Origin of the sequence: Actinophytocola sp. (genome assembly GCF_036402745.1) — a bacterium.
Taxonomy (GTDB): Bacteria; Actinomycetota; Actinomycetes; order Mycobacteriales; family Pseudonocardiaceae; genus Actinophytocola.
In genome coordinates this window covers 34231-54697 of the sequence record NZ_DASWSJ010000244.1, presented here as the reverse complement: position 1 = coordinate 54697, position 20467 = coordinate 34231, and the positions used below count along the sequence as shown (strand labels likewise).

Sequence of the window (20467 nt, the reverse complement as noted above, 5' to 3'; positions counted from 1 at the left end):
TCAGGCTCCCGGCTTGGCCTGGTTCAGGTTGATGCCGGGATAGCCCTGCGCGCGCACGCCGGACAGCGCCTTCGGATCCCACGCGGTGCCGTTCTGGGTGAACACGATCGGGTACACGACGGCCTGGTCGGAGATCAGGTCCAGCACCTGCTTGGTGAGCGTCTCGCGCTGCCCCGCGTCGGCTTCCTCGGCCGCCTGGTCCAGCAGCCGCAGGAGCGCCTGCGCGTCGGCGCCGGTCCACCGCGAGTACTTGGGCACGACGCCGGAACCCGCGTAGTAGTAGCGGATGAGCAGGTCCGGGTCGTTGCCGAACTGCCCGGCGTTCTGCGTCGTGGCGACGACCTGGAAGTCGAACCCGGCGTCGAGCTTGGAGAACAGCGCCTTCGTGTCCTGGGAGTCCAGAGTGGTGGTGACGCCGATGGCGTCCCAGCCCTCCTTGATCACGTTCACGCAGTCGGCGACCAGCGTCGTGTTGGTCGTGGACAGGGTGACCCGCAGGTTGCCGAGGCCGGCCTGCGCCAGCAGCGACCTGGCCTTGGCGGGGTCGTGGGCGAAGTCGTTGACCGCCGGCTGCGAGGACTCGAGCTTCGGGTTGATGAAGGAGGTCCCGGGCGTGCCCTTGCCCTTCAGACCGACCTCGATCATCTTCTCGCTGTCGATGGCGTAGTGCAGTGCCTGGCGCACCAGCTTGTTGTCGAACGGCGGGTGCGCGGTGTTGAACATCAGCCACAGGTTGTTGCCGCCGTCGGCGAACTCGACGGTCCGGCCGTCCTTGTGCAGCTGCTCGGCGTTCGCCGGCGGGATGTTCTCGACGATCTGCGCGGCCGGCCGCGCACCCGAGATCTTCGCCACCCGGGGCGCCGCCTCGACGATCGAGTTCCACAGCATGCGCTTGTAGACCGCCGGCCGCGGGCCGTTGTAGCCGTCGAAGCGCTCGAAGCGGGTGTGCGACAGCGGCGCCTGCTCGACCACCTTGTACGGGCCGGAGCCGACCACCTTGCCGGCCACCGCGTCCGCCCACTTGCCGTCGAACACGTGCTTGGGCACGATCTTGACGGTCTGGAGGCGTTGCAGCACGTAGGGGAAGGGCTTGGCCAGCACGAGCTCGACCGAGCGGTCGTCGACCTTGCGGACCTCCCGCAGCCAGCCGCCGAGGAAGGTCCGGACGAGGACGTTCTCCTTCGGGTCGAGCGCCCTGGTGTAGGTGAAGACGACGTCCTCGGCGGTCACCGGCTTGCCGTCGTGCCACGTCGCGCCGTCGCGCAGCTCGAAGGTGACGCTGGTGCCGCTGACGTCCTCCGGCAGGGCCTTCGCCAGCCCCGCGTACGGCTCCCGGGTGAGCGGGTCACCCTCTACAAGGGACTCGTAGCAGTGCAGGATGGCGGCCATGGAGAAGGCCGAGGCCGTCTGCAGCGGGTCCCACGTCTGGTTGTTGCCGTAGCCGATCACGGCGGTGATCGACTCGGCGGTGTCGCCGGTCGAGTTGGTCGAGGCCGGCCCGCCGCACGCGGCGAGCGTCGAGGAGAAGGCGGCTGCCACGCCGGCGAGGCCGGTGAGGCGCAGCATGTCCCGCCGGCCGAAGTACTGACCAGAACCGCGCCGAGTTGCGGACACCGCGCCTCCTGATTCGCCACGAGATAGGACATGGGACGTCCTATGACTGGCAGAACCATAGGGTGCGCGCGCCAGCTGGTCAAGAGTGCGGTACGCATAGCCGAAACGCCGTTGTCACGCAACGGAAACGTCCCCGGTGAGGGGCCCGGCGCGGGCGGCGCGCCCCGCCCGGCGGCGCGCTGTCGTGTGCACGTTGGCACGTAACGGATAGCGGATGGCCATCGAGCCGGCGGCCGGACGCCGACCTCGCGACCGTCACGCCGAGGGCCCGGGACACCCGATCCGGCTGTCCGATGTGGACTCGGTAGCGAGCACGGCACCGGCGCCTGGCGCGGTCGCGGTCGGGCCGGTACCGAGCGGGGTGGGCGTCCGGCCACTCGTCCCGGCTCCCGGGAGCGACGGCCTATGATCACAGCGTGCGGAGACCACGAGGCCAGCAGCGGCCGCACGCCGCCGGTGTGGTGCTGGCGGCGGGGGTCGGTGCCCGCATGGGTGCCGACCTGAACAAGGTCTACCTGCCGCTGGCGGGGCGCCGGGTGGTGTCCTGGTCGCTGGAGGCGTTCAGCAGGGTGCCCGAGATCGGCGTGCTCGTGCTGGTGGTCCGGCCGGAGGACACCACGCTGGTCGAGTCGGTGCTCGACCGTGAGCTGGGCGGGGTGCCGGTCGAGGTCGTCCACGGCGGGGCCACCCGGCAGGAGTCCGAGCTGCGCGCGCTGCACCGGCTCGCCGGCCGCATCGACGGGGGCACGGTCGACATCGTTCTCCTGCACGACGCGGCGCGCCCGCTGGTCAGCCCCACGCTCATCGCCGGCGTGCTGCACGCGGCCCGCGAGCACGGCGGCGCCATCCCCGGCCTGCCGGCCGAGGACATCGTGGCCGTCGGCGGCGACGGCGCCGTGGTGCGCGACCAGTCGCTGGAGGGCGCGATCAGGGTGCAGACCCCGCAGGGGTTCCGCGCGCCCGAGCTGCTCGAGGCCTACGAACAGGCCGCGCGCGAGGGGTTCCTCGGCACCGACACGTCCTCGTGCATGGAGCGCTACTCGAGCCTGCCCGTGCGCTGGGTTCGCGGCGAGGAGCACAACTTCAAGATCACCTACCCGCACGACCTGTCGGTCGCCGAGCACTTCCTCGCCGCGTCGGCGTACCGGAGCTGATCGAGGAGGCTCGCGCTCCTTGCTACGGTGGACTGAGATCAGGATCGAGGGAGACCACACGTGGCGGGTGACGACGACATCTCCGGGTGAGCCCGGGGAGTGCTGGGCCATCGGCAGGCGCTTGTGCAGCAGCCGCGGTGGCCATGCCGTCGTTCCTGTTCCCGCGCCGGGCGGCTCCGGCACGCCCGCATCACCCATGAGGTCTCTCCGCATGTCCGATGCGTTCATCGTCTGTTCCACCCTGTCCTTCTCCTGGCCCGACGACACCCCGGTGTTCGAGGACCTGTCCTTCACCGTCGGCGGCGGCCGCACGGGGCTCGTCGCGCCGAACGGGGCCGGCAAGACCACCCTGCTCAGGCTGATCGCCGGCGAGCTGGCGCCCAGCGGCGGGACCGTGTCCGTCGACGGGGTGCTCGGCTACCTCCCGCAGGCCCTGCCCCTCGCCGGCGACCTGACCGTGGCCGAGGTGCTCGGGATCGCCCCGGTGCTCGCCGCGCTCGCCGCCATCGAGTCCGGCGACGCGAGCGAGGAGCACTTCACCACGATCGGCACCGACTGGGACGTCGAGGAGCGCACCACGGCCCAGCTCGACCGGCTCGGCCTCGGCGACGTCGCCCTCACCCGGCCGCTGCACACGCTCAGCGGCGGCCAGGTCGTCTCGCTCGGCCTGGCCGCGCAGCTGTTGCGGCGGCCCGACGTGCTGCTGCTCGACGAGCCGACCAACAACCTCGACCTCGACGTCCGCCGCAAGCTCTACACCGCGCTCGAGGACTGGTCCGGCTGCCTGCTGCTGGTCAGCCACGACCGGGCGCTGCTCGACCGCATGGACCGCATCGCCGAGCTCGACCGCGGCGAGATCCGCTTCCATGGCGGCAACTTCACCGAGTACGAGGAGGCCGTGCGCGCCGCTCGGGAGGTGGCCGAGAAGAACGTTCGCAACGCCGAGCAGGAGGTGCGGCGGGAGAAGCGGGACCTGCGGCAGGCCCGGGAGCGGGCCGCGCGCAGGGCGGGCAACGCCGCCCGCAACCTCAAGAGCGCCGGGCTGCCGAAGATCGTCGCCGGGGCGATGAAGCGGAACGCCCAGGAGTCGGCGGGCCGGGCGAACGAGACGCACGCCGCGCGGGTCAGCGAGGCCAAGGCCAAGCTGGACGAGGCGGACCGCGCGCTGCGGGACGAGCAGAAGATCACGCTGATCCTCCCCGGCACCAACGTCCCGGCGGGCCGCACGGTCTTCCTCGGCGAGCGGCTGCGGGTCTCCTACGGCGACCGGGCCCTCTTCGCCGCCGACGGCGTCGACCTGGCCATCCGCGGTCCCGAGCGGATCGCGCTGACCGGTCCCAACGGCGCCGGCAAGTCCACCCTGTTGCGGGTGATCAACGGCGAGCTGGCGCCGGCCGGCGGCGGCACCAGGCGGGCCGACGGCCGGGTCGCCTACCTGTCCCAACGGCTGGACCTGCTCGACGTCGACCGCACGGTGGCGCAGAACCTGGCCGCGTTCGCACCCGCGATGCCGGAGTCGCAGCGGATGAACCTGCTCGCCCGCTTCCTGTTCCGCGGCGCCCGCGGCCACCTCCCGGTGGCGGCGCTGTCCGGCGGCGAGCGGCTGCGGGCCACGCTGGCCTGCGTCCTGTTCGCCGAGCCGGCACCCCAGCTGCTCCTGCTCGACGAGCCGACCAACAACCTCGACCTGGTGAGCGTCGGCCAGCTGGAGAGCGCCCTCAACGCCTACGAGGGCGCCTTCGTGGTGGTCAGCCACGACGAGCGGTTCCTGGCGCGGATCAGGGTGAACCGCTGGCTGCGCCTCGCCGGCGGCCGGCTGCTGGAGACGGGCGCACCCACGGGCACGTAACTGAAACGTAAGTGTCGTGTAGTCGCGCCTTTGTAGCGTCGGTTTCCGCAGCAGCCCGGTGACCGGAGGACGTGGTGATGATGGCGGCCAACGGGGGCGAGGTCAGGTGACCTCGGCAGCGGAGTCGCTCGAGCGGCGGGTCGCGGTCGCGGTTCCCGTCGCGTCGTTGCTGTCCGCCGACTCGCCGCGGCTCGCCGGTGAGGACGCCGAGCACGTGCGCACGCTCGCCGAACTCGACGGTGGCGGCCCGCCGATCATCGTCCACCGGGCCACGATGCGCGTGGTCGACGGGATGCACCGGCTTCGCGCGGCCGTCCTCCGTGGTCGGGAGACCATCGACGTCCACTACTTCGACGGCACCGAGCGGGACGCTTTCGTGCTGGCCGTCGAGCTCAACGCCGAGCACGGCCTGCCCTTGTCGCACAAGGACCGCACCGCGGCCGCGTGCCGGGTGATCGGCACGCACCCGCACTGGTCGGACCGGATGATCGCCCAGCTCACGGGCCTGTCGTCGAAGACGGTCGCGGCGATCCGCAGCCGCGCGGACCACGGCGCCGACCAGGTGACCGGCAGGATCGGGCGGGACGGAAAGGTCCGGCCGCTCAACGTCGCGCACGGCCGGCTGCTGGCCGGCCGGCTCATGACCGAGCGCCCCACGGCAAGCCTGCGCCAGATCGCCCGCGAGTCGGGCATCTCGCTCGGCACCGTCCGGGACGTGCGCTCGCGGCTGGACCGCGGCCTGGACGCCGTTCCGGCGCGGCAGCGCCACGCCGATGAGGCGTGCGACTGGGCGAAGGTCGAGGACCCCGGACGCTCCGATGTGGACACTCCGACGGACCCGCGGGTCGCCGCCCGGATGCTCCAGCAGCTGAAGAAGGACCCGTCGCTGCGCTTCTCGGAGGCCGGGCGCACCATGCTGCGCCTGCTCGACGCGCACTCGATCTCCTCGGCGACGTGGAGCGAGCTCATCGACTCGACGCCGGCGCACTGCGCGGACGCGGTCGCGACGGTAGCGCGCAACTGCGCGCAGTCCTGGCGGCAGTTCGCCGAGCTCATGGAGCAGCGGACGGTGAGCCGCACCTGAGGGTGCGCAACCGCGGAAGTCCCCCAGTTGGCCAGGTGGGCGGCGGGCTAGCTCCTCGGCTCCGCACCGCCGGACCAGATGTCCCGCAGCACCGAGACACCCCGCGCGCCCCCCACGAAGAAGCCCGTGCACCGCACCTCGGCCGCGTACCGCGGCCAGCGCTGCCGGCACAGCCGGTCGAGCTTGCGTAGCCGGTGGTGCGGGACGGTGGGGAACCAGTGGTGCAGCAGGTGGTAGAGGTCATCGGAGTGCGACCCGATGGCCCAGCGGGTCAGCACGTTGCCGCGCCAGTTGCGGCTGCCCCAGAGCCGGCCGGCGTCGCGTAGGCCGCCGTGCTCGCCGAGCTCCGCCCAGTAGGCGCACATCTGGTAGGTCGTCAGCCAGGGGAGGAGCCAGTACGCCGCGACACCGGCCGCCAGCGGCGGAATCGCGCTCCAGCACACTGCGACGGCGCCGGCGACCATGGCCGCGGCCAGCAGCCGGCGGGTGGTGATCCCGGACCAAAGCCGCCGCAGCGGCATCACGGGGACGACGACCAGCAGGACGTGCTCGCCGAGGAACCGGGTGAAGCTGATCCGGCCGGCGGACCGCCGCTCGGTGCCGGTCAGCCGGTAGAGGGCGACGTCGGGGTCGTCGGCACCGCGCCACAGGCTCTGGTGGTGGCGCCGGTGATCGGACTCGTAACGGGTTAGGTCGATGAATATCGGCCACGCGCAGAACAATCGGCCGACAACGGAATTGAGCACGCGCCGCGCGAACAGCTTTCGATGCGCGGCCTCGTGCACCAGATTGGCCAGCGCACGCATTCGGGTGCCGATGAGGATCGTGGCCGCCACATAGACCAGCGCGCCACCCCAGCGGACGTGCGCGACCACTGCGACCGCGATGACCAGCCAGTCCGCCGAAAGGAAGAGAGCGTTGCGCCAGTTGTCTACTGTGGACACCTCGCGGAGCGCCCGGGTTATTTCCGCCGGTGGTTTGTCGGCAGTGGCGAGTGACGTCATCATTACCCCTCGCGTGGCACGGAAATGCGGGCACGGTACCAATTCGGGTACTGTGCGCACAGGAGTCGACGGCTCGCTCGGAAATGCGCAAATGCGACCCTTGCTCAGGCTGCGGCGCCTCTGCTAGAAATCGTTCGGCCGTATCAATGAGCACCTTCCGAGTACAGGCCGGATGCAATTCCATGTGCATTTCGGTGAATGGTGCCCGAATGGTTTGAGGTGACGGGGAGTGGCCGCTCGATGGTTGTACGAGTTCCGGCCGCCGACCGGGACGTGCGCGCTGGTCTGCCTGCCTTACGCGGGTGGCTCGGCGTCGATCTTCGACACCTGGCAGCGGCAGACGAGCGTGCTCGACATCGTTGCCGTGCAGCTACCGGGCCGGGCAAACCGGATCGCGGAGCCACCGTTGGTGAGCCTGGCCGAGATGGTCGACCGCCTCACCACCGAGCTGGCGGGCCTCGGGCGCGACTACGCCTTGTTCGGCCACAGCATGGGCGCGCTCGTGGCGTTCGAGCTGGCGCGCCGGATCCGCGACGACGGGCTCGACGGGCCGAGGGCGCTGTTCGTGAGCGCCTACCCCGCCCCGGACCTGCCGATCCCGCCGCCGGTCTACAACCTGCCCCGCCCGGAGCTCATCCGCTGGCTGGTCGACAACGGCGGCCTGGACATCGACGTGGCCCAGCACGACGAGCTGATGGACGTGCTGCTCCCGGCACTGCGGGCCGACCTCGCGGTCGCGGACACCTACGCCTACCGGTCCGCGCCGTCGCTGCCGTGGCCCATCCGGGTCTTCCTCGGCGCCGAGGACCCCAGCTGCACCCTGGCCGACGTCGGCGGCTGGCACCGCCAGTCCACCAGGGGATGCGAGGTCGACGTGCTGCCCGGCGACCACTTCTACCTCCACGACCAGGCCGCGCTGCTCGTCGAACTGATCGAACGGGATCTGGTGACCAGAGGAGGCATCCGCGCATGACGATGGGCAACGGGACTCGACAGGCGGGCGCGCCGGGGCGCGACCACGCCGACTGCTACGTCTTCGCGCCGTCGTTCGGCCAGGAGCGGCTGTGGTTCCTGTCCCAGCTCGAGCCGGACAGCGATGTCGCCTACAACGTCCACACCGCGGTCGGGATCGCCGGCCCGCTCGACCGGCTGGTCCTGCAGCAGGCCCTCGACTCCGTTCTCGCCCGGCACGAGAGCCTGCGCACGGGTGTCGCGCTCATCGCCGGCGAGCCGCGGCAGATCGTGCTGCCGCACGCGGTTGTCGCGATCCCGGTCGTCGACCACCCCGGCCTGACCCCGGAGCAGGAGCGGGCGACGGTCACGACGACGCTCGCCCGCGAGGCCGGCCGGCGCTTCGTCCTCGACCAGCCGCCGCTCCTGCGGGTGCTGCTGCTCCGGTTCGCCGAGGACCGGCACGTACTCCTCGTCGTGCTGCACCACATCGTCTGCGACGGCTGGTCGATCGGCGTGTTCCTGCAGGACCTCGCCACCGCCTACGACCGCGTCGGCCGCGGCGACGAGCCGCCGGGCGAGACCGTCGTCCAGTACGCGGACTTCGCCGCGTGGCAGCGGGAGGCGCTGAGCGGGCCACGTCTGGCCAGGCTGACCGGGTTCTGGAAAGAGCAGCTCGCGGACCTCGAGCCACTGGAGATCCCCACCGACCACCCGCGGCCGCCGGTCCGGGCCGCCCGCGGGGACACCTGCCGGGCACGCGTGCCGGCTCCGCTCGTCGAGGCGTTGACAGGCCTCGCCGGCCAGCACGAGGCGACGCTGTTCATGGGGATGCTCGCGGCGTTCCAGGTCCTGCTCGCCCGGCACGGCGGCCAGCGCGACCTGGCCGTCGGCACGGCGGTCGCCAATCGCACCAGGCGCGAGCTCGACGGTGTGCTGGGGCTGTTCGTCAACACGCTCGTGATGCGCACGCGGCTCCCGGAGTCGGGCACGTTCGCCGAGCTGCTGGGCCGGGTCCGGCGCACCTGCCTGGACGCCTACGCCCACCAGGACCTTCCGTTCGAGAAGGTCGTGGAAGAGCTGCGGCCGGTCCGGGACCTGAGCCGGACCCCGCTGTTCCAGGCGATGTTCCTGCTGCAGAACACCCCGGTGCGGCCGATCGCGCTGGATCGCCTCACGTTCACACCGTTGGATATCGACCCCGGCACGGCCAAGTTCGACCTCACTCTGGAGGCTACGCCGGTGGGGGCGGAGCTCGACCTGGCGTTGCACTACAGCCCCGACCTGTTCGGCCGCCCGACCGCCGAGCGGATGCTCCAGCAGTTCCTGCGGCTCCTGCGCGGGGTGGTCGACGCGCCCGACCGGGACACCGCCGACCTCGACCTGCTCGGTGCCGAGGACCACCTGCTGGTCGGCCGCGACTGGGCGCGCGGGCCGGTCCGCGAGGTGCCGTGGCGCCCGCTGCACGAGCTGGTCCGGGCGCAGGCCACCCGCACTCCCGAGGCCGTCGCGGTCGAGGCGGACGACGCGACGCTCACCTACGCGGACCTCGTGGACCGGGTGGACGCGCTCGCGCGTCACCTGCGCGGCCACGGCGTGTGCCCCGGCGACGCGGTCGGCGTGTGCGTCGAGCGGTCGGCCTCGCTCGTGGTGGCGCTGCTGGCCGTGCTGACCGCCGGTGCGGCCTACGTGCCGATCGACCCCGGGTACCCGACCGAGCGGATCGGCTACATGCTGCGGGACGCGCGGGTGCGGCTGGTGCTGTCGACCTCGGCGGCCGCGCCGTGCCTGCCCGCCGGCGGCCCGGATCGCGTCCTCCTGGACCGGCTCGGCGACCCGCCGTCGGCGATCGACCCGGCCGAGGACGGCGCGGGGGACCGGGCCGCGTACCTCATCTACACCTCCGGCTCGACGGGCCTGCCGAAGGGCGTGCGGATCGGCCACCGGTCGCTGGTAAACGTCATCCTGGCCGTCGCGGCCGAGCTGGCCGCGGGCCCGGCCGACACCCTCGCCGCTGTGGCCAGCGTGTCGTTCGACATCGCCGCGCTGGAGCTGTTCATGCCGCTGCTCACGGGCGGCACGGTCGTCGTCGTGCCGGAGCGCAGCGTCGCGGACGGCCCGCAGCTCGCAAGCCGGATGGCCCGCGGCGGCGTCACCATCATGCAGGCGACCCCCGCGACCTGGCGGCTGCTGCTCATGGCGGGCTGGCAGCCCTCCCCGCGGCTGCGCATGCTCTGCACGGGCGAGGCGCTGGACGGCGACCTCGCCGCCCGCCTCCTGTCGGGCGGCGGGCTTTTGTGGAACCTGTACGGCCCCACCGAGGCGACCCTGTACGCCAGCGTCGGCCGGGTCCGCGACGCGGACCGGATCGGACTCGGGGAGCCGGTCGCCAACACCGTCCGGCACGTGCTCGACGGCGCCCTGCGGCCGGTGCCGATCGGCGCCGTCGGCGAGCTCTACCTGGGCGGGGCGGCGCTCGGCTACGGCTATGTCGGCCAGTCCGCGCTGACGGCCTCCCGGTTCCTGCCCGACCCGTTCGCCACCACGCCGGGCGCGCGCATGTACCGGACCTCCGACCTGTGCCGGTACCGGTCCGACGGGACGCTGGAGTACCTCGGTCGCGCTGACCAGCAGATCAAGGTCCGCGGGTTCCGGATCGAGCCGGGCGAGATCGAGACCGTGCTCGCCCGGCACGCCGAGGTCGCGCACGCCGTGGTCGTCGCCCGCCGAGTGAGCGCGGTGGACGTGCGGCTCGTCGCGTTCGTGGTGGCCCGGCCCACGTTCGGCCGCGGCCCGGACGCGGAGGCGGGGCTCGTCGAGGAGCTGCGCGACCTGGCCAAGCGGGACCTGCCGGCACAGCTCGCGCCGTCCATGTACGCCGTGGTCGACGAGCTGCCGCTCACTCCCAGCGGCAAGCTCGACCGCGCGGCGCTGCGGCGTGACTCGGCCACGATGACCGTCCAGGCGGTGGACGAGACGCCGCCGCGGACCGAGGTCGAGCGGCAGATCGCGGCGATCTTCGCCGAGGTGCTCGGTGTGGACCGGGTCGGTGTGCACGCCGGCTTCTTCGACCTCGGCGGGCACTCGCTGCTCGCCGCCAAGTTCGCGACCCGGCTGCGCGAGGAGACCGGAGTCACGATGCAGCTCCGGGACCTGTTCCACCGGCCGACCGTGGCCGCGGTCGCCGCCGCCGTGGTGGCCGGGCAGGGCAACACCGAGGCCGCACGCGAGGACGCGGCGTTGCGGGCCCTGCTCGCGGACCTGCCCGACGCCGAGGTCGAGGCGCTGCTGCGCGGTGCCGGCGAGAGAACTTCCCGAGATGACAACGAAGCACGGAGGCACTGATGAGCATTGACAGCGACGAGGCCATCTTCCTGGTGGTCGTCAACGACGAGGAGCAGTACTCGATCTGGCTCGAGGACATGGAGCTGCCCGCGGGGTGGCGTCCCGACGGTGTGCGCGGCACCAAGCAGGAGTGCCTGCGCCACATCGACGAGGTGTGGATCGACATGCGGCCGAAGTCCGTCCGGTCCTGACCGCCCGCCCCAACCCCGGAGGTGTTCTCATGAACGACCAGCGGCGCGACCTCACGACCATGTCATCCGGCGAGAAGCGTGACCTGCTCGCGAGCCTGCTGCAGGACGGCTCCGGGCTCGCCGTGTCCAACCTGACCCTCGAGCAGCGCCGGCTCTGGTTCCTGCGCAAGCTCGACGACTCGGTGCCCTGGCACGTCTCGGCCGGCCTCCGCTTCGCCGGCGGGGTCAACCTGGCCGCGCTCCAGCAGGCGCTCGGTCAGCTCATGCAGCGGCACGAGTCGCTGCGCTCCACCTTCGTCGAGGTCAACGGGCAGCCGTTCCGCGGCTCAGCGCCGATCTCCGGCCTGTCGGTGTCGGTGGTGGAGTTGGGCGACGGGGACCTCGACGACGTCGTCGTGCGGGAGTTCGGCACCGGGTTCGACGTGGGTGCCGGGCCGCTGGTCCGGGCCCTCGTGGTGCGGGACGGGGCAGGGGAGCACGTCGTCGTGGTGACCATGCATCGGCTGGTGGCCGACCGGGTGTCGCTGGGCCTGTTCGTCGACGAGCTGGGCGCGGCCTACCGGGACCTGGTGAGCGGCAAGGGCCTCCCGGGCGCCGCGGCCGCCACGGTGGAGTTCTCCGACGTCGTGACGCGGCAGCGGGAGTGGCTGGGGAGCGCCGAGGCCGACGCGCACGTGGCGTTCTGGCGGGACTGGTTGGCCGGCGTGGGGTCCCTGGACCTGCCGTCGGATCGGGTGCGGCCCGCAGTGAAGTCCTTCGGCGGGACGGGTTGTGCCCTCGACTGCGACGACGTCGTCGGTGGGCTGACCGATCTGGCGGACCGGCTGGGCGTGGACCCGTCGGTGGTCGTGCTGGCCGGGTGGGCCGCCGTGCTGGCGCGGTCCTCCGGGGTGCGGGACTTCGCGGTCGGGCTGCCGGTCCCGGGTTGGCGCGAGGGTGCCGAGCAGGTGGTGGGCCCGCTGGCCAACGTCGTACCGCTGCGGTGTGGCTTCGACGGGACCAAGTGCTTCGGCGAGTGGGTGACGCTGGTCGGCGAGTGGGTGGCGGCGGCGCGGGCACACGGCCGGGTGCCGTTCGAGCGCATCGTCGAGGCCGTGGACCCGGGCCGGGACCTGTCGCGCTCGCCGCTGTACCAGGTGTCGTTCGAGAGCGTGACCGGCGGGCAGGCCGGCGTCCGGACGCCGGACACGGTCGTCGAGCCGATCGCGACGGAGACCGGGTTCGCCGCGGTGGACCTGGAGCTGACCGCGACCTGGCGTGACTCAGGGCTGCGGCTGCGCCTGGACGGCAACGCCGACCTGTTCGATGTGGACACCCTTCGCCAGCTGCTGGACCGGGTGGTGCGCTTGCTCACCGCCGGGGTGCGCGACGCCGGCATTGGTGTGTCGCGGCTGGGCCTGATGGACCCGGCCGAGCGGGACCGGGTGGTCACCGGCTGGAACCAGACCACTGTGGACTATCCGGCCGACCGGTGCCTGCACGAGCTGGTCGAGCGGCAGGTCGCCGCCAGCCCCGACGCCATCGCCGTGCGGTGTGGTGACCAGGAGCTGACCTACACCCAGCTCAACGACCGCGCCAACCAGCTCGCGACCGAGCTCCGCTCGCTCGGGGTCGTTCCCGAGTCCCGGGTCGGCGTGCTCACCGACCGGTCGGTGGACTCCGTCGTGGGTCTGCTGGGCGTCCTCAAGGCCGGCGGCGCCTACGTGCCGCTGGACCCGTCCTACCCCGTGCAGCGGCTGGGCTACATCGTGGCCAACGCCCGCGCCGTCGCGGTCGTGGGTCCCGCCGCCGACGTGGACCTGGCCACCGCCGCCGCGCCCGGCTCCCGGTTCATCCCCACCCCCACCGGGGAGACCGGCGCGGACAACCCGGCCGTGGTGACCAACCCGAACAACCTCGCCTACGTCATATACACCTCCGGCTCCACCGGGCAGCCCAAGGGCGTGGCGGTCAACCACCGGCACATCGTCGCCTCGACCGCGGCCCGCTGGACCCACCCCGGCTTCAACCAGCCGGACCGCTACCTGGTCATGGCGCCGCTGACGTTCGACGCCTCCGGCGGTGGGCTGTACTGCACGCTCACCCGCGGCGGCACCGTGATCCTGCCGACCGAGACCGAGGTGCAGGACCCACGCGCGCTGGCCGCGCTCATCAGGTCTGCCGAGGTGACCCACTTCGACGGCGTGCCCTCGCAGTACGCCGTGCTGCTGGAGGCGGACACGACGGGCACCGAGTCGCTGCGCACCTGCGTGCTCGCCGGCGAGGCGCTGCCGCCGACGCTTGTCGGCGCGCACTTCGAGCGCAACCCGGACACCCTGCTGCAGAACGAGTACGGGCCGACCGAGGCCACCGTGTGGGCCGCGGTGTGCGACTGCCGGCCGGAGCACGGGCTCGCCGGGTCGGTGCCGATCGGCCGACCGATCCCGAACGCCCAGATGTACCTGCTGGACGAGTACCTCGCCCCAGTGCCGCCGGGGGTCGCGGCCGAGCTGTACATCGGCGGAGACGCGGTCGCGCGCGGGTACGTGAACCAGCCCGGCCTCACCGCGCAGCGGTTCGTCCCCGACCCGTTCGGCGGGCGGCCGGGCGCCCGCCTCTACCGCACGGGGGACCGGGCGCGGTACCTGCCGGACGGGATGATCGAGTTTCTCGGCCGGGTCGACCACCAGGTCAAGATCCGCGGGTTCCGGGTCGAGCTGGCCGAGATCGAGAACGTGATCCTGCGCCACCCGCACGTCGCCGAGGCCGTCGTCACCACCCAGGAGCCGACCCCGGGCAACCACCGGCTGCTCGCCCACGTGGTCGCCTCGGCCGGGCACCTGGTGACGCCGCAGGATCTGAGCGCGCACCTGCTCGCATACCTGCCCGACTACATGGTGCCGTCGGCGTTGGTGACGCTCGACCGCATGCCCCTGACGGTGCAGGGCAAGATCGACCGCGCCTCGCTGCCGCGTCCGGACGTGCTGCCGGACGTCGCCGACCGGACCGGGCCGACCACGTCGACCGAGGCCGCCGTGGCCGAGCAGTGGTCGAAGGTGCTCGGGGTGGAGACCGTCGACATCCACACCGGCTTCTTCGACCTCGGCGGGGACTCGCTGCTGGTGGCGCGGCTCGTGGCCCGGCTGGCCCGCCAGTTCGACGTCACCCTGCCGGTGGAGGAGATCTTCCGGGTGCCGACCGTGGCGGGGATCGCCGGCGCGATCGACACGCATCAGCGGCGCAAGGCCGGCCAGCTCGACAACGAGGCCCTGTACGCGATGGAGCTGGCCGAGCTGCGCAACGAGGCGAAGCTCGACGACGCGGTGCGGGTCGACGGGCTGCCGACCGCCGACTACCTCAACCCCGAGCACGTCTTCGTGACCGGTGCCACCGGCTACATCGGCTGCTTCCTCGTGGCCGAGCTGGTGCGCAAGACCTCGGCCACCGTGCACTGCCTCGTGCGCGGCGAGGACGACGTCGCCGCGTACGCGCGGCTCGAGGGCATCATGCGCAGCTTCGAGGCCTGGGACGAGTCCTACCGCGACCGCATCCGGGTCCTGGCGGGCGACCTCGCCAAGCCGCTCGTCGGACTGTCCCCCGAGCAGTTCGACGACCTCGGCGAGAAGGTCGACGCCATCTACCACTCCGGCGCGATGGTCAACTTCACCATGCCCTACGAGGTGATGAAGGCGGCCAACGTGGGCGGCACCGGCGAGCTGCTGAAGCTCGCGTGCCACCGGAAGGTCAAGGCCTTCCACCACGTGTCCACAATGGACATGTTCATCGCGTCGCGGGCCGACCGGCCGTGGCTGGAGGCCGAACACGCCGGGCCGCCGAACGTGATCCCGCAGGGCTACCCGCGCAGCAAATGGGTGTCCGAGCACATGGTGATCATGGCGCGCGAGCGCGGCCTGCCGGCGTGCGTCTTCCGGCCGTGGATCGTCGTCGGGCACACCGAGACCGGGGTCGCCCACCAGACCGACTACATGTTCGTCGGGCTCAAGGGCTACCTGCAGCTCGGCTTCCTCCCGGCGTACTCCGAGATGGTCAACGCGGTCCCGGTGGACTACTTCTGCGCCGCCCTCGTGCACATCTCACTGCGCGAGCAGTCGTTCGGGAAGTTCTTCAACATCGGGAACCTGGAGCCTGTGTCGTTCCCCACGCTCTACTCGTGGCTGCGGTCCTTCGGCTACAGCCCGACGCTGGTGGACGAGAAGCTCGGTGAGCAGCGCACGCTGGACGTCCCCGAGGACAACGCGCTCTACCCGCTCACGCCCATGATCCGCGCGAACCGCCCGGCCACCGTGGCGATGCACGCGGAGACGCAGCAGAGCATCGACCCGGTCGTCGAGTGCCGCAACGTGCTCGAGGCGCTCGAAGGCACCGGGATCCGCTGTCCCAAGTGGACAGAGGAGATGGCGCACGCGTCGCTTCGGTACATGGTCGACATCGGCTTCCTGCCCGCGCCGGGCGAGGTCGCCGTCAGCGCCGTCTGACGGTCCCCGCCGGGTTCCCTGCCGTGCCACCAGGAAGGGCGAGTGCGAGACATGACAGCGAGCCCCGTTCACCCCACCATCGTCGCCACGCGCCGGCGCCCGCCCGTGTACGGCGCGTGGCGGGTCCGCGGCGGGCTCGACCTCGACCTGGTTCGGCGAGCCGCGGACGTCGCGGCTGCCCGGCGCGGCCTGACCCGCGCCGGGCAGCCCGCCGTGTCGATGTCGGTGGTGGAGCTGGGCGGCGGCCTGCTGGGCGAGGTCGTCGCGAGGGAGTTCGCGGGTGGGTACGACCTCGGCGCCCGGCCGCTGGTCCGCGTGCTCGTGGTGCGGGGCGGGGCGGCCGAGCACCTCGTCGTGGTGACGCTGCACCAGTCGGTCGCGGACCGGCGCACGCTCGGCTCGTTCGTCGAGGAGCTGGCCGCCGTCCACCGGGGCCCCGGCGAGAGGTGGGACGGGGGCGGCGGTGGCGGTGTGGACGTGGATCCTGCCGGTGCCGAGGACGGGCTCGCGTTCTGGCGGGAGCGGCTGGCCGGGTTGGGGCCGCTGGACTTCCCGTCCGACCGGCCCCGGCCGGCGGTGCGGTCCGGTGCCGGCGTCAGCTGCGCGGTCGAGTGCGGCCTTGCCGGTGAGGTGGCGGGGCTGGCCGCCCGGTTGGGGGTCGAGGCGCCGGTCGTGGTGCTGGCTGCGTGGACCGTGGTGCTGGCCCGGTGCTCCGGCGTGCGCGACTTCGCGGTCGGGGTGCCGGTGCCCAGCACGGCGAACGTCGTTCCCGTGCGGGTCGTTCTCGACGCGGGCGTGTCGTTCGGTGCGTGGGTTCGGTCGGTGGGGGAGCGGGTCGCCTCCGCGCTGGCGCACGGCCGGGTGCCGGTGGAGCGGATGGTCGACGCGGTGGTGCCGGAGGGCGAGCTCTTCCAGGTGTTCTACGAGTCCGTCGACGAGCGGCCCGACGCCCTTCTCCGTCTCGGCGCGGAGGTCGAACCGGTCGACCTCGAGACCGGGTGCGCCGCGGTGGACCTGGAGCTGACCGCGACCTGGCGGAGCCCGGGGCTGGGGTTGCGGTTGACCGGCAGCGCCGACCTGTTCGATGTGGACACCCTGCGGCAGCTGCTGGACCGGGTGCCGCGGGTGCTCGCCGCCGGTACGGCCGATCCGGACCCGGCGGTCACCCGGCTCGCGCTGATGGGCGAGGCGGAGCGTGACCTCGTGGTCAACGGGTGGAACCGGACCACTGTGGACTATCCGGCCGACCGGTGCTTCCACGAGCTGGTCGAGCGGCAGGTCACGGCCACCCCCGACGTGGTGGCCGTGCGGTGCGGCGACCGGGCGCTGACCTACGCGCAGCTCAACGACCGGGCCAACCAGCTCGCCGCCGAGCTGCGGGGCCTCGGCGTGGGTCCAGAGTCCCTGGTCGGGATCGTCTCCACCCGGTCGGTCGACCCGGTCGTCGCGTTGCTCGGGGTGCTCAAGGCCGGCGGCGCCTACGTGCCGCTGGACCCCGCGTACCCCCCGCAGCGGTTGGGCGCCATCGCGGTCGACGCCGGCGTCACGGTCGTGGTTGGCACCACCGGGCCGCTTCCCCCGGGCACCTGCCTCGTCCCGGTACCCGGCGGTGAGACCGGCGCCGCCGACCTGCCGGTGGTCACCACCCCCGGCAACCTCGCCTACGTGATCTACACCTCCGGCTCGACGGGCCAGCCCAAGGGCGTCGCCGTCAGCCACCGCAACCTCGTCGCCTCGACGGCGGCCCGCTGGACCTACGCCGACCCCGGCACGGACCTGCTGACCTTCCCGCTCACGTTCGACGCCGCGGCCGGTGGCCTGCATTGGATGCTCACCAAGGGTGGCACCTGCCTCATGCCCACCGAGGAGGAGCTCCACGACCCGCGGCTGATGGCCCGCCTCGTGCGCGAGCACACGATCACCCACATCAACACGATCCACTCGCAGTACCGGCTGATCCTCGAGGAGACCGAGCCGGCGGACCTCCGGTCGCTGGAGTACGTCGACGTGGGTGGCGAGGCGCTGCCGCCGGACCTCGTGAGCATGCATTACCGGCGGACGCCGGACGCGATCCTGACCAACTGCTACGGCCCGACGGAGACGACGGTGTGGGCCGCGGTGTGCGACTGCCGCCCGGCGCACGGGCTGGCGGCGTCGGTGCCGATCGGCCGGCCGATCCCCAACACCAGGGTCTACCTACTGGACGAGTACCTGGCCCCGGTGGCGCCCGGGGTGCCGGCCGAGTTGTACATCGGTGGGGACGGGGTCGCCCGCGGGTATGTCGGCCGGCCCGGCCTCACCGCGCAGCGGTTCGTCCCCGACCCGTTCGGTGGTGAGCCGGGGGCGCTGCTCTACCGGACCGGCGACCGGGTCAGGTACCTGCGGGACGGGATGATCGAGTTCCTCGGCCGGGTGGACCATCAGGTGAAGATCCGCGGGTTCCGGGTGGAGCTGCCGGAGATCGAGAGCGTCATCCGGCGCCATCCCCAGGTCGCCGAGGTCGTGGTCACCACCGAGGAGGCCGCGCCGGGCACCCGCCGGCTCGTGGCCCATGTCGTCGGTACCGCCGGCGCCGAGCCCGCGCGGCTCCCGGATCTCGTGCGGGAGTGGGTGGCCGAGCACCTGCCCCGGTTCATGGTGCCGGACAGGATCGTGGTGCTGGACACGATGCCGCGCACCTCGACCGGCAAGGTGGACCGGGCGAGCTTCGCCGCGCCACGACCGAAATCCGCGCCTACGCCGGGCATGGACCGGCTCAGCGGGTCCCAGCTGGACGAGCTGCTCCGCAAGCTGCTGGCCGAGCGCGGCGAGCGCTGAGCCTCAGCGCGTGCCGCCGAGCACCCGGGGCAGCCGCTTGATCTCCGCGGCCGGCCGGTACTCGACGGTTCCCAAGTGGACGGACAGGCGCGCGATCGTGGGGCTCTCCAGGATGAGGTTGACCGGGAGCTCGACCCCCAGCGTGTCGCCGAGCTCGGCCATCGCCCGGACCGCGAGCAGCGAATGGCCGCCGAGGTCGAAGAAGTCGTCGTGGATCCCGATCGGCTCCGCCGTCCGCAGAAGCTCCCGCCACTGGCCGGCGATCGTGGACTCCAGCTCCGTGCGGGGCTCGGCGTACGGCGCCGGCAGCGCGTCGAGGTCGACGTCGCCGGTCGCGGTGCGCGGCAGGACGTCGAGCTCCACCACCACTGGCAGGTCAGCACCGGGCAGGCGCTCCGCCAGATGGGCCAGCAGCTCGTCGGGACGGGCGGTTCCGGTGACGTAGGCCGTGAGCACGTCCTCGCGCAGCACGACGACCGCGTCGTCGACGAGGGGATGCTCGCGGAGAGCGGCCGCGGCCGGGAGCCGGACCGGCGAGGGGGCGGGCTCGGCGGCCGCGATCTGGTCGGCGAGGAGGAGGTCGGGCAGGAGCTCGGTCAGCGGCTGGTCCGGGTTCGCGACCGCGGCCGCCAGCAGGGTCGCGAACACCTCCCACATGCGCTCGACGAGCTCGGGCGCGAACGTCGCGGTGTGGTAGTCGAGGTCGCAGCTCAGGCCGTCCACACCGGTCTCGCGGAACACGAAGTCCAGCGGGAATGGGGAGAACCGCGCCATGGGCGGCAGTGCCTCGAACCGGAGTCCCGGCAGGTCGAGGACTGCCGCGGGCTGGTTCTGCAGGGTCACCATCACGTGGAAGAACGGGTTGCCCGACGGCGACCGCCGGGGGCGGAGCTCGGCCACGAGCCGCTCGAAGGGCACGTCCTGGTTCGCGTACGCGTCGAGACACGTGTCGCCGACCCGGCCGAGGAGCTGGCGGAACGTGGGGTCGCCCGTGTGGTCGGTGCGGATCACGAGCGTGTTGACGAAGAACCCGACGAGCCGCTCGACGTCGACGTGGTGCCGGCCCGCCACCGCGGTCCCGACGGGCACGTCCGCCACACCGGTGAGGCCACGCAGCAGCGTCGTCACCGCGGCGATGAGCCCGGCGTGCGGCGTGGTGCCCTCGGCGCGGACGAGCGCGGTGAGGTCGGCGGTGAGGGCGGGGCCGAGGCGGCGGTGCAGCCGGCCCCCGGCGAACGACGATGCCGCGTGGTTCCCGGCCGGCAGCGGCAGGGCCGGCAGGTCCGCGAGTTGCGTGCGCCAGTAGGAGATCTGTCCGTCGAGCGCGCCCGACGTGAGCCGGTTCCGTTGCCAGACGGCATAGTCCGCGTACTGGATCGGCAGCGGCGGCAGGTCGCTCAGCTGGCCGGCGGACAAGGCGCGGTAGTGCGCGGTGATCTCACCGAGCAGGATCGCCAGCGACCATCCGTCGCAGATGGCGTGGTGCAGCGCCAGGATCAGCGTGTGCAGCTCGGGGCCTGAGGTGATGGCGGTGGCGCGGATCAGCGGTCCGGCCGCCAGGTCGAACGGCCGCCCGGCCTCCGCCGCGATCGCCTCGTCGACGGTCGCCGCGGCGGCGTCACGGTGGTCCGCCCTGGTGAGGGAGAAGGAAAGCCGGGGATGGGCGACCTGCCAGAGCTCGCCGGCGTGGTGGCGGAACGTCGTGCGGAGTACCTCGTGTCGTTGGACGACCGCGCCGATGGCCTCCTCGAGCCGGTCCAGGTCGAGGCGGCCGTGCACCCGCACACCGCCGAGCATGTGGTACGCGAGGTGGGCGTGCGGGTCGGCGTTGCTGAGGAACCACAGCCGTTGCTGCCCGAACGACGCCGGCAGCGCCGCGGTGAAGTCGGGCGGGCCGGTCTGCTCGTCGATCACGACTTCTCCCACGGTGTCGTCGAAATACTGTCTCCGGGTCGAATGATGCCCATGAACGGCCGTTGCGGA

11 protein-coding genes are annotated in these 20467 nt (G+C 72.4%); 8 read left to right on the top strand and 3 right to left on the bottom strand.

What is annotated here, in order from left to right; all coding sequences use genetic code 11:
• Entirely contained in the window at window positions 1-1614 is a 1614-nt protein-coding gene (locus VGD70_RS22915; RefSeq protein WP_331084594.1) for an ABC transporter substrate-binding protein, read from the bottom strand.
• A gap of 458 nt (window positions 1615-2072) precedes the next feature.
• Between VGD70_RS22915 and ispD the strand changes: the two genes are divergently transcribed.
• From ispD to VGD70_RS22900, 3 genes are all read left to right on the top strand, one after another.
• Window positions 2073-2768: a 2-C-methyl-D-erythritol 4-phosphate cytidylyltransferase gene (ispD, locus tag VGD70_RS22910; protein ID WP_331084615.1), complete on the top strand. Its 696-nt coding sequence runs from the start codon at window positions 2073-2075 to the stop codon at window positions 2766-2768.
• Window positions 2769-2979: 211 nt separating this feature from the next.
• A complete protein-coding gene (gene abc-f / locus VGD70_RS22905; protein ID WP_331084592.1) occupies window positions 2980-4617 on the top strand; it encodes a ribosomal protection-like ABC-F family protein in 1638 nt (545 codons plus the stop codon).
• Between the two features lie 106 nt (window positions 4618-4723).
• Complete coding sequence (locus VGD70_RS22900; protein ID WP_331084590.1) at window positions 4724-5701, top strand: ParB/RepB/Spo0J family partition protein; 978 nt, start codon at window positions 4724-4726, stop codon at window positions 5699-5701.
• A gap of 47 nt (window positions 5702-5748) precedes the next feature.
• On the opposite strand, the gene VGD70_RS22895 is transcribed toward VGD70_RS22900, so the two are convergent.
• Window positions 5749-6705 (bottom strand): fatty acid desaturase family protein, encoded by a 957-nt coding sequence (locus VGD70_RS22895; RefSeq protein WP_331084588.1) that lies wholly within the window; start codon window positions 6703-6705, stop codon window positions 5749-5751.
• A gap of 229 nt (window positions 6706-6934) precedes the next feature.
• Between VGD70_RS22895 and VGD70_RS22890 the strand changes: the two genes are divergently transcribed.
• The 5 genes from VGD70_RS22890 to VGD70_RS22870 are packed head-to-tail and all read left to right on the top strand — an operon-like array spanning window position 6935 to window position 18484.
• Window positions 6935-7678 (top strand): thioesterase II family protein, encoded by a 744-nt coding sequence (locus VGD70_RS22890; RefSeq protein WP_331084586.1) that lies wholly within the window; start codon window positions 6935-6937, stop codon window positions 7676-7678.
• The gene (locus tag VGD70_RS22885; RefSeq protein WP_331084584.1) at window positions 7675-11001 is read left to right on the top strand and encodes an amino acid adenylation domain-containing protein; all 3327 of its coding nucleotides are present in this window, start codon (window positions 7675-7677) and stop codon (window positions 10999-11001) included. The genes VGD70_RS22890 and VGD70_RS22885 overlap by 4 nt, the downstream gene beginning before the upstream one ends.
• Window positions 11001-11192 (top strand): MbtH family protein, encoded by a 192-nt coding sequence (locus VGD70_RS22880; RefSeq protein WP_331084581.1) that lies wholly within the window; start codon window positions 11001-11003, stop codon window positions 11190-11192. The genes VGD70_RS22885 and VGD70_RS22880 overlap by 1 nt, the downstream gene beginning before the upstream one ends.
• 29 nt (window positions 11193-11221) lie before the next feature.
• Entirely contained in the window at window positions 11222-15667 is a 4446-nt protein-coding gene (locus VGD70_RS22875) for an amino acid adenylation domain-containing protein (RefSeq protein ID WP_331084579.1), read from the top strand.
• 51 nt (window positions 15668-15718) lie between these two features.
• On the top strand, window positions 15719-18484 hold the full coding sequence (locus VGD70_RS22870; RefSeq protein WP_331084578.1) for an amino acid adenylation domain-containing protein: 2766 nt from the start codon (window positions 15719-15721) through the stop codon (window positions 18482-18484).
• 3 nt (window positions 18485-18487) lie between these two features.
• On the opposite strand, the gene VGD70_RS22865 is transcribed toward VGD70_RS22870, so the two are convergent.
• A complete protein-coding gene (locus VGD70_RS22865; protein WP_331084576.1) occupies window positions 18488-20398 on the bottom strand; it encodes a condensation domain-containing protein in 1911 nt (636 codons plus the stop codon).
• Window positions 20399-20467: the final 69 nt, after the last annotated feature.

Excerpts from the sequence above, each read along its gene's own strand:
- abc-f (WP_331084592.1), top strand. The coding sequence starts at position 2,980 with ATGTCCGATGCGTTCATCGTCTGTTCCACCCTGTCCTTCTCCTGGCCC.
- VGD70_RS22895 (WP_331084588.1), bottom strand. The coding sequence starts at position 6,705 with ATGACGTCACTCGCCACTGCCGACAAACCACCGGCGGAAATAACCCGG.
- VGD70_RS22885 (WP_331084584.1), top strand. The coding sequence starts at position 7,675 with ATGACGATGGGCAACGGGACTCGACAGGCGGGCGCGCCGGGGCGCGAC.
- VGD70_RS22880 (WP_331084581.1), top strand. The coding sequence starts at position 11,001 with ATGAGCATTGACAGCGACGAGGCCATCTTCCTGGTGGTCGTCAACGAC.
- VGD70_RS22875 (WP_331084579.1), top strand. The coding sequence starts at position 11,222 with ATGAACGACCAGCGGCGCGACCTCACGACCATGTCATCCGGCGAGAAG.
- VGD70_RS22870 (WP_331084578.1), top strand. The coding sequence starts at position 15,719 with ATGACAGCGAGCCCCGTTCACCCCACCATCGTCGCCACGCGCCGGCGC.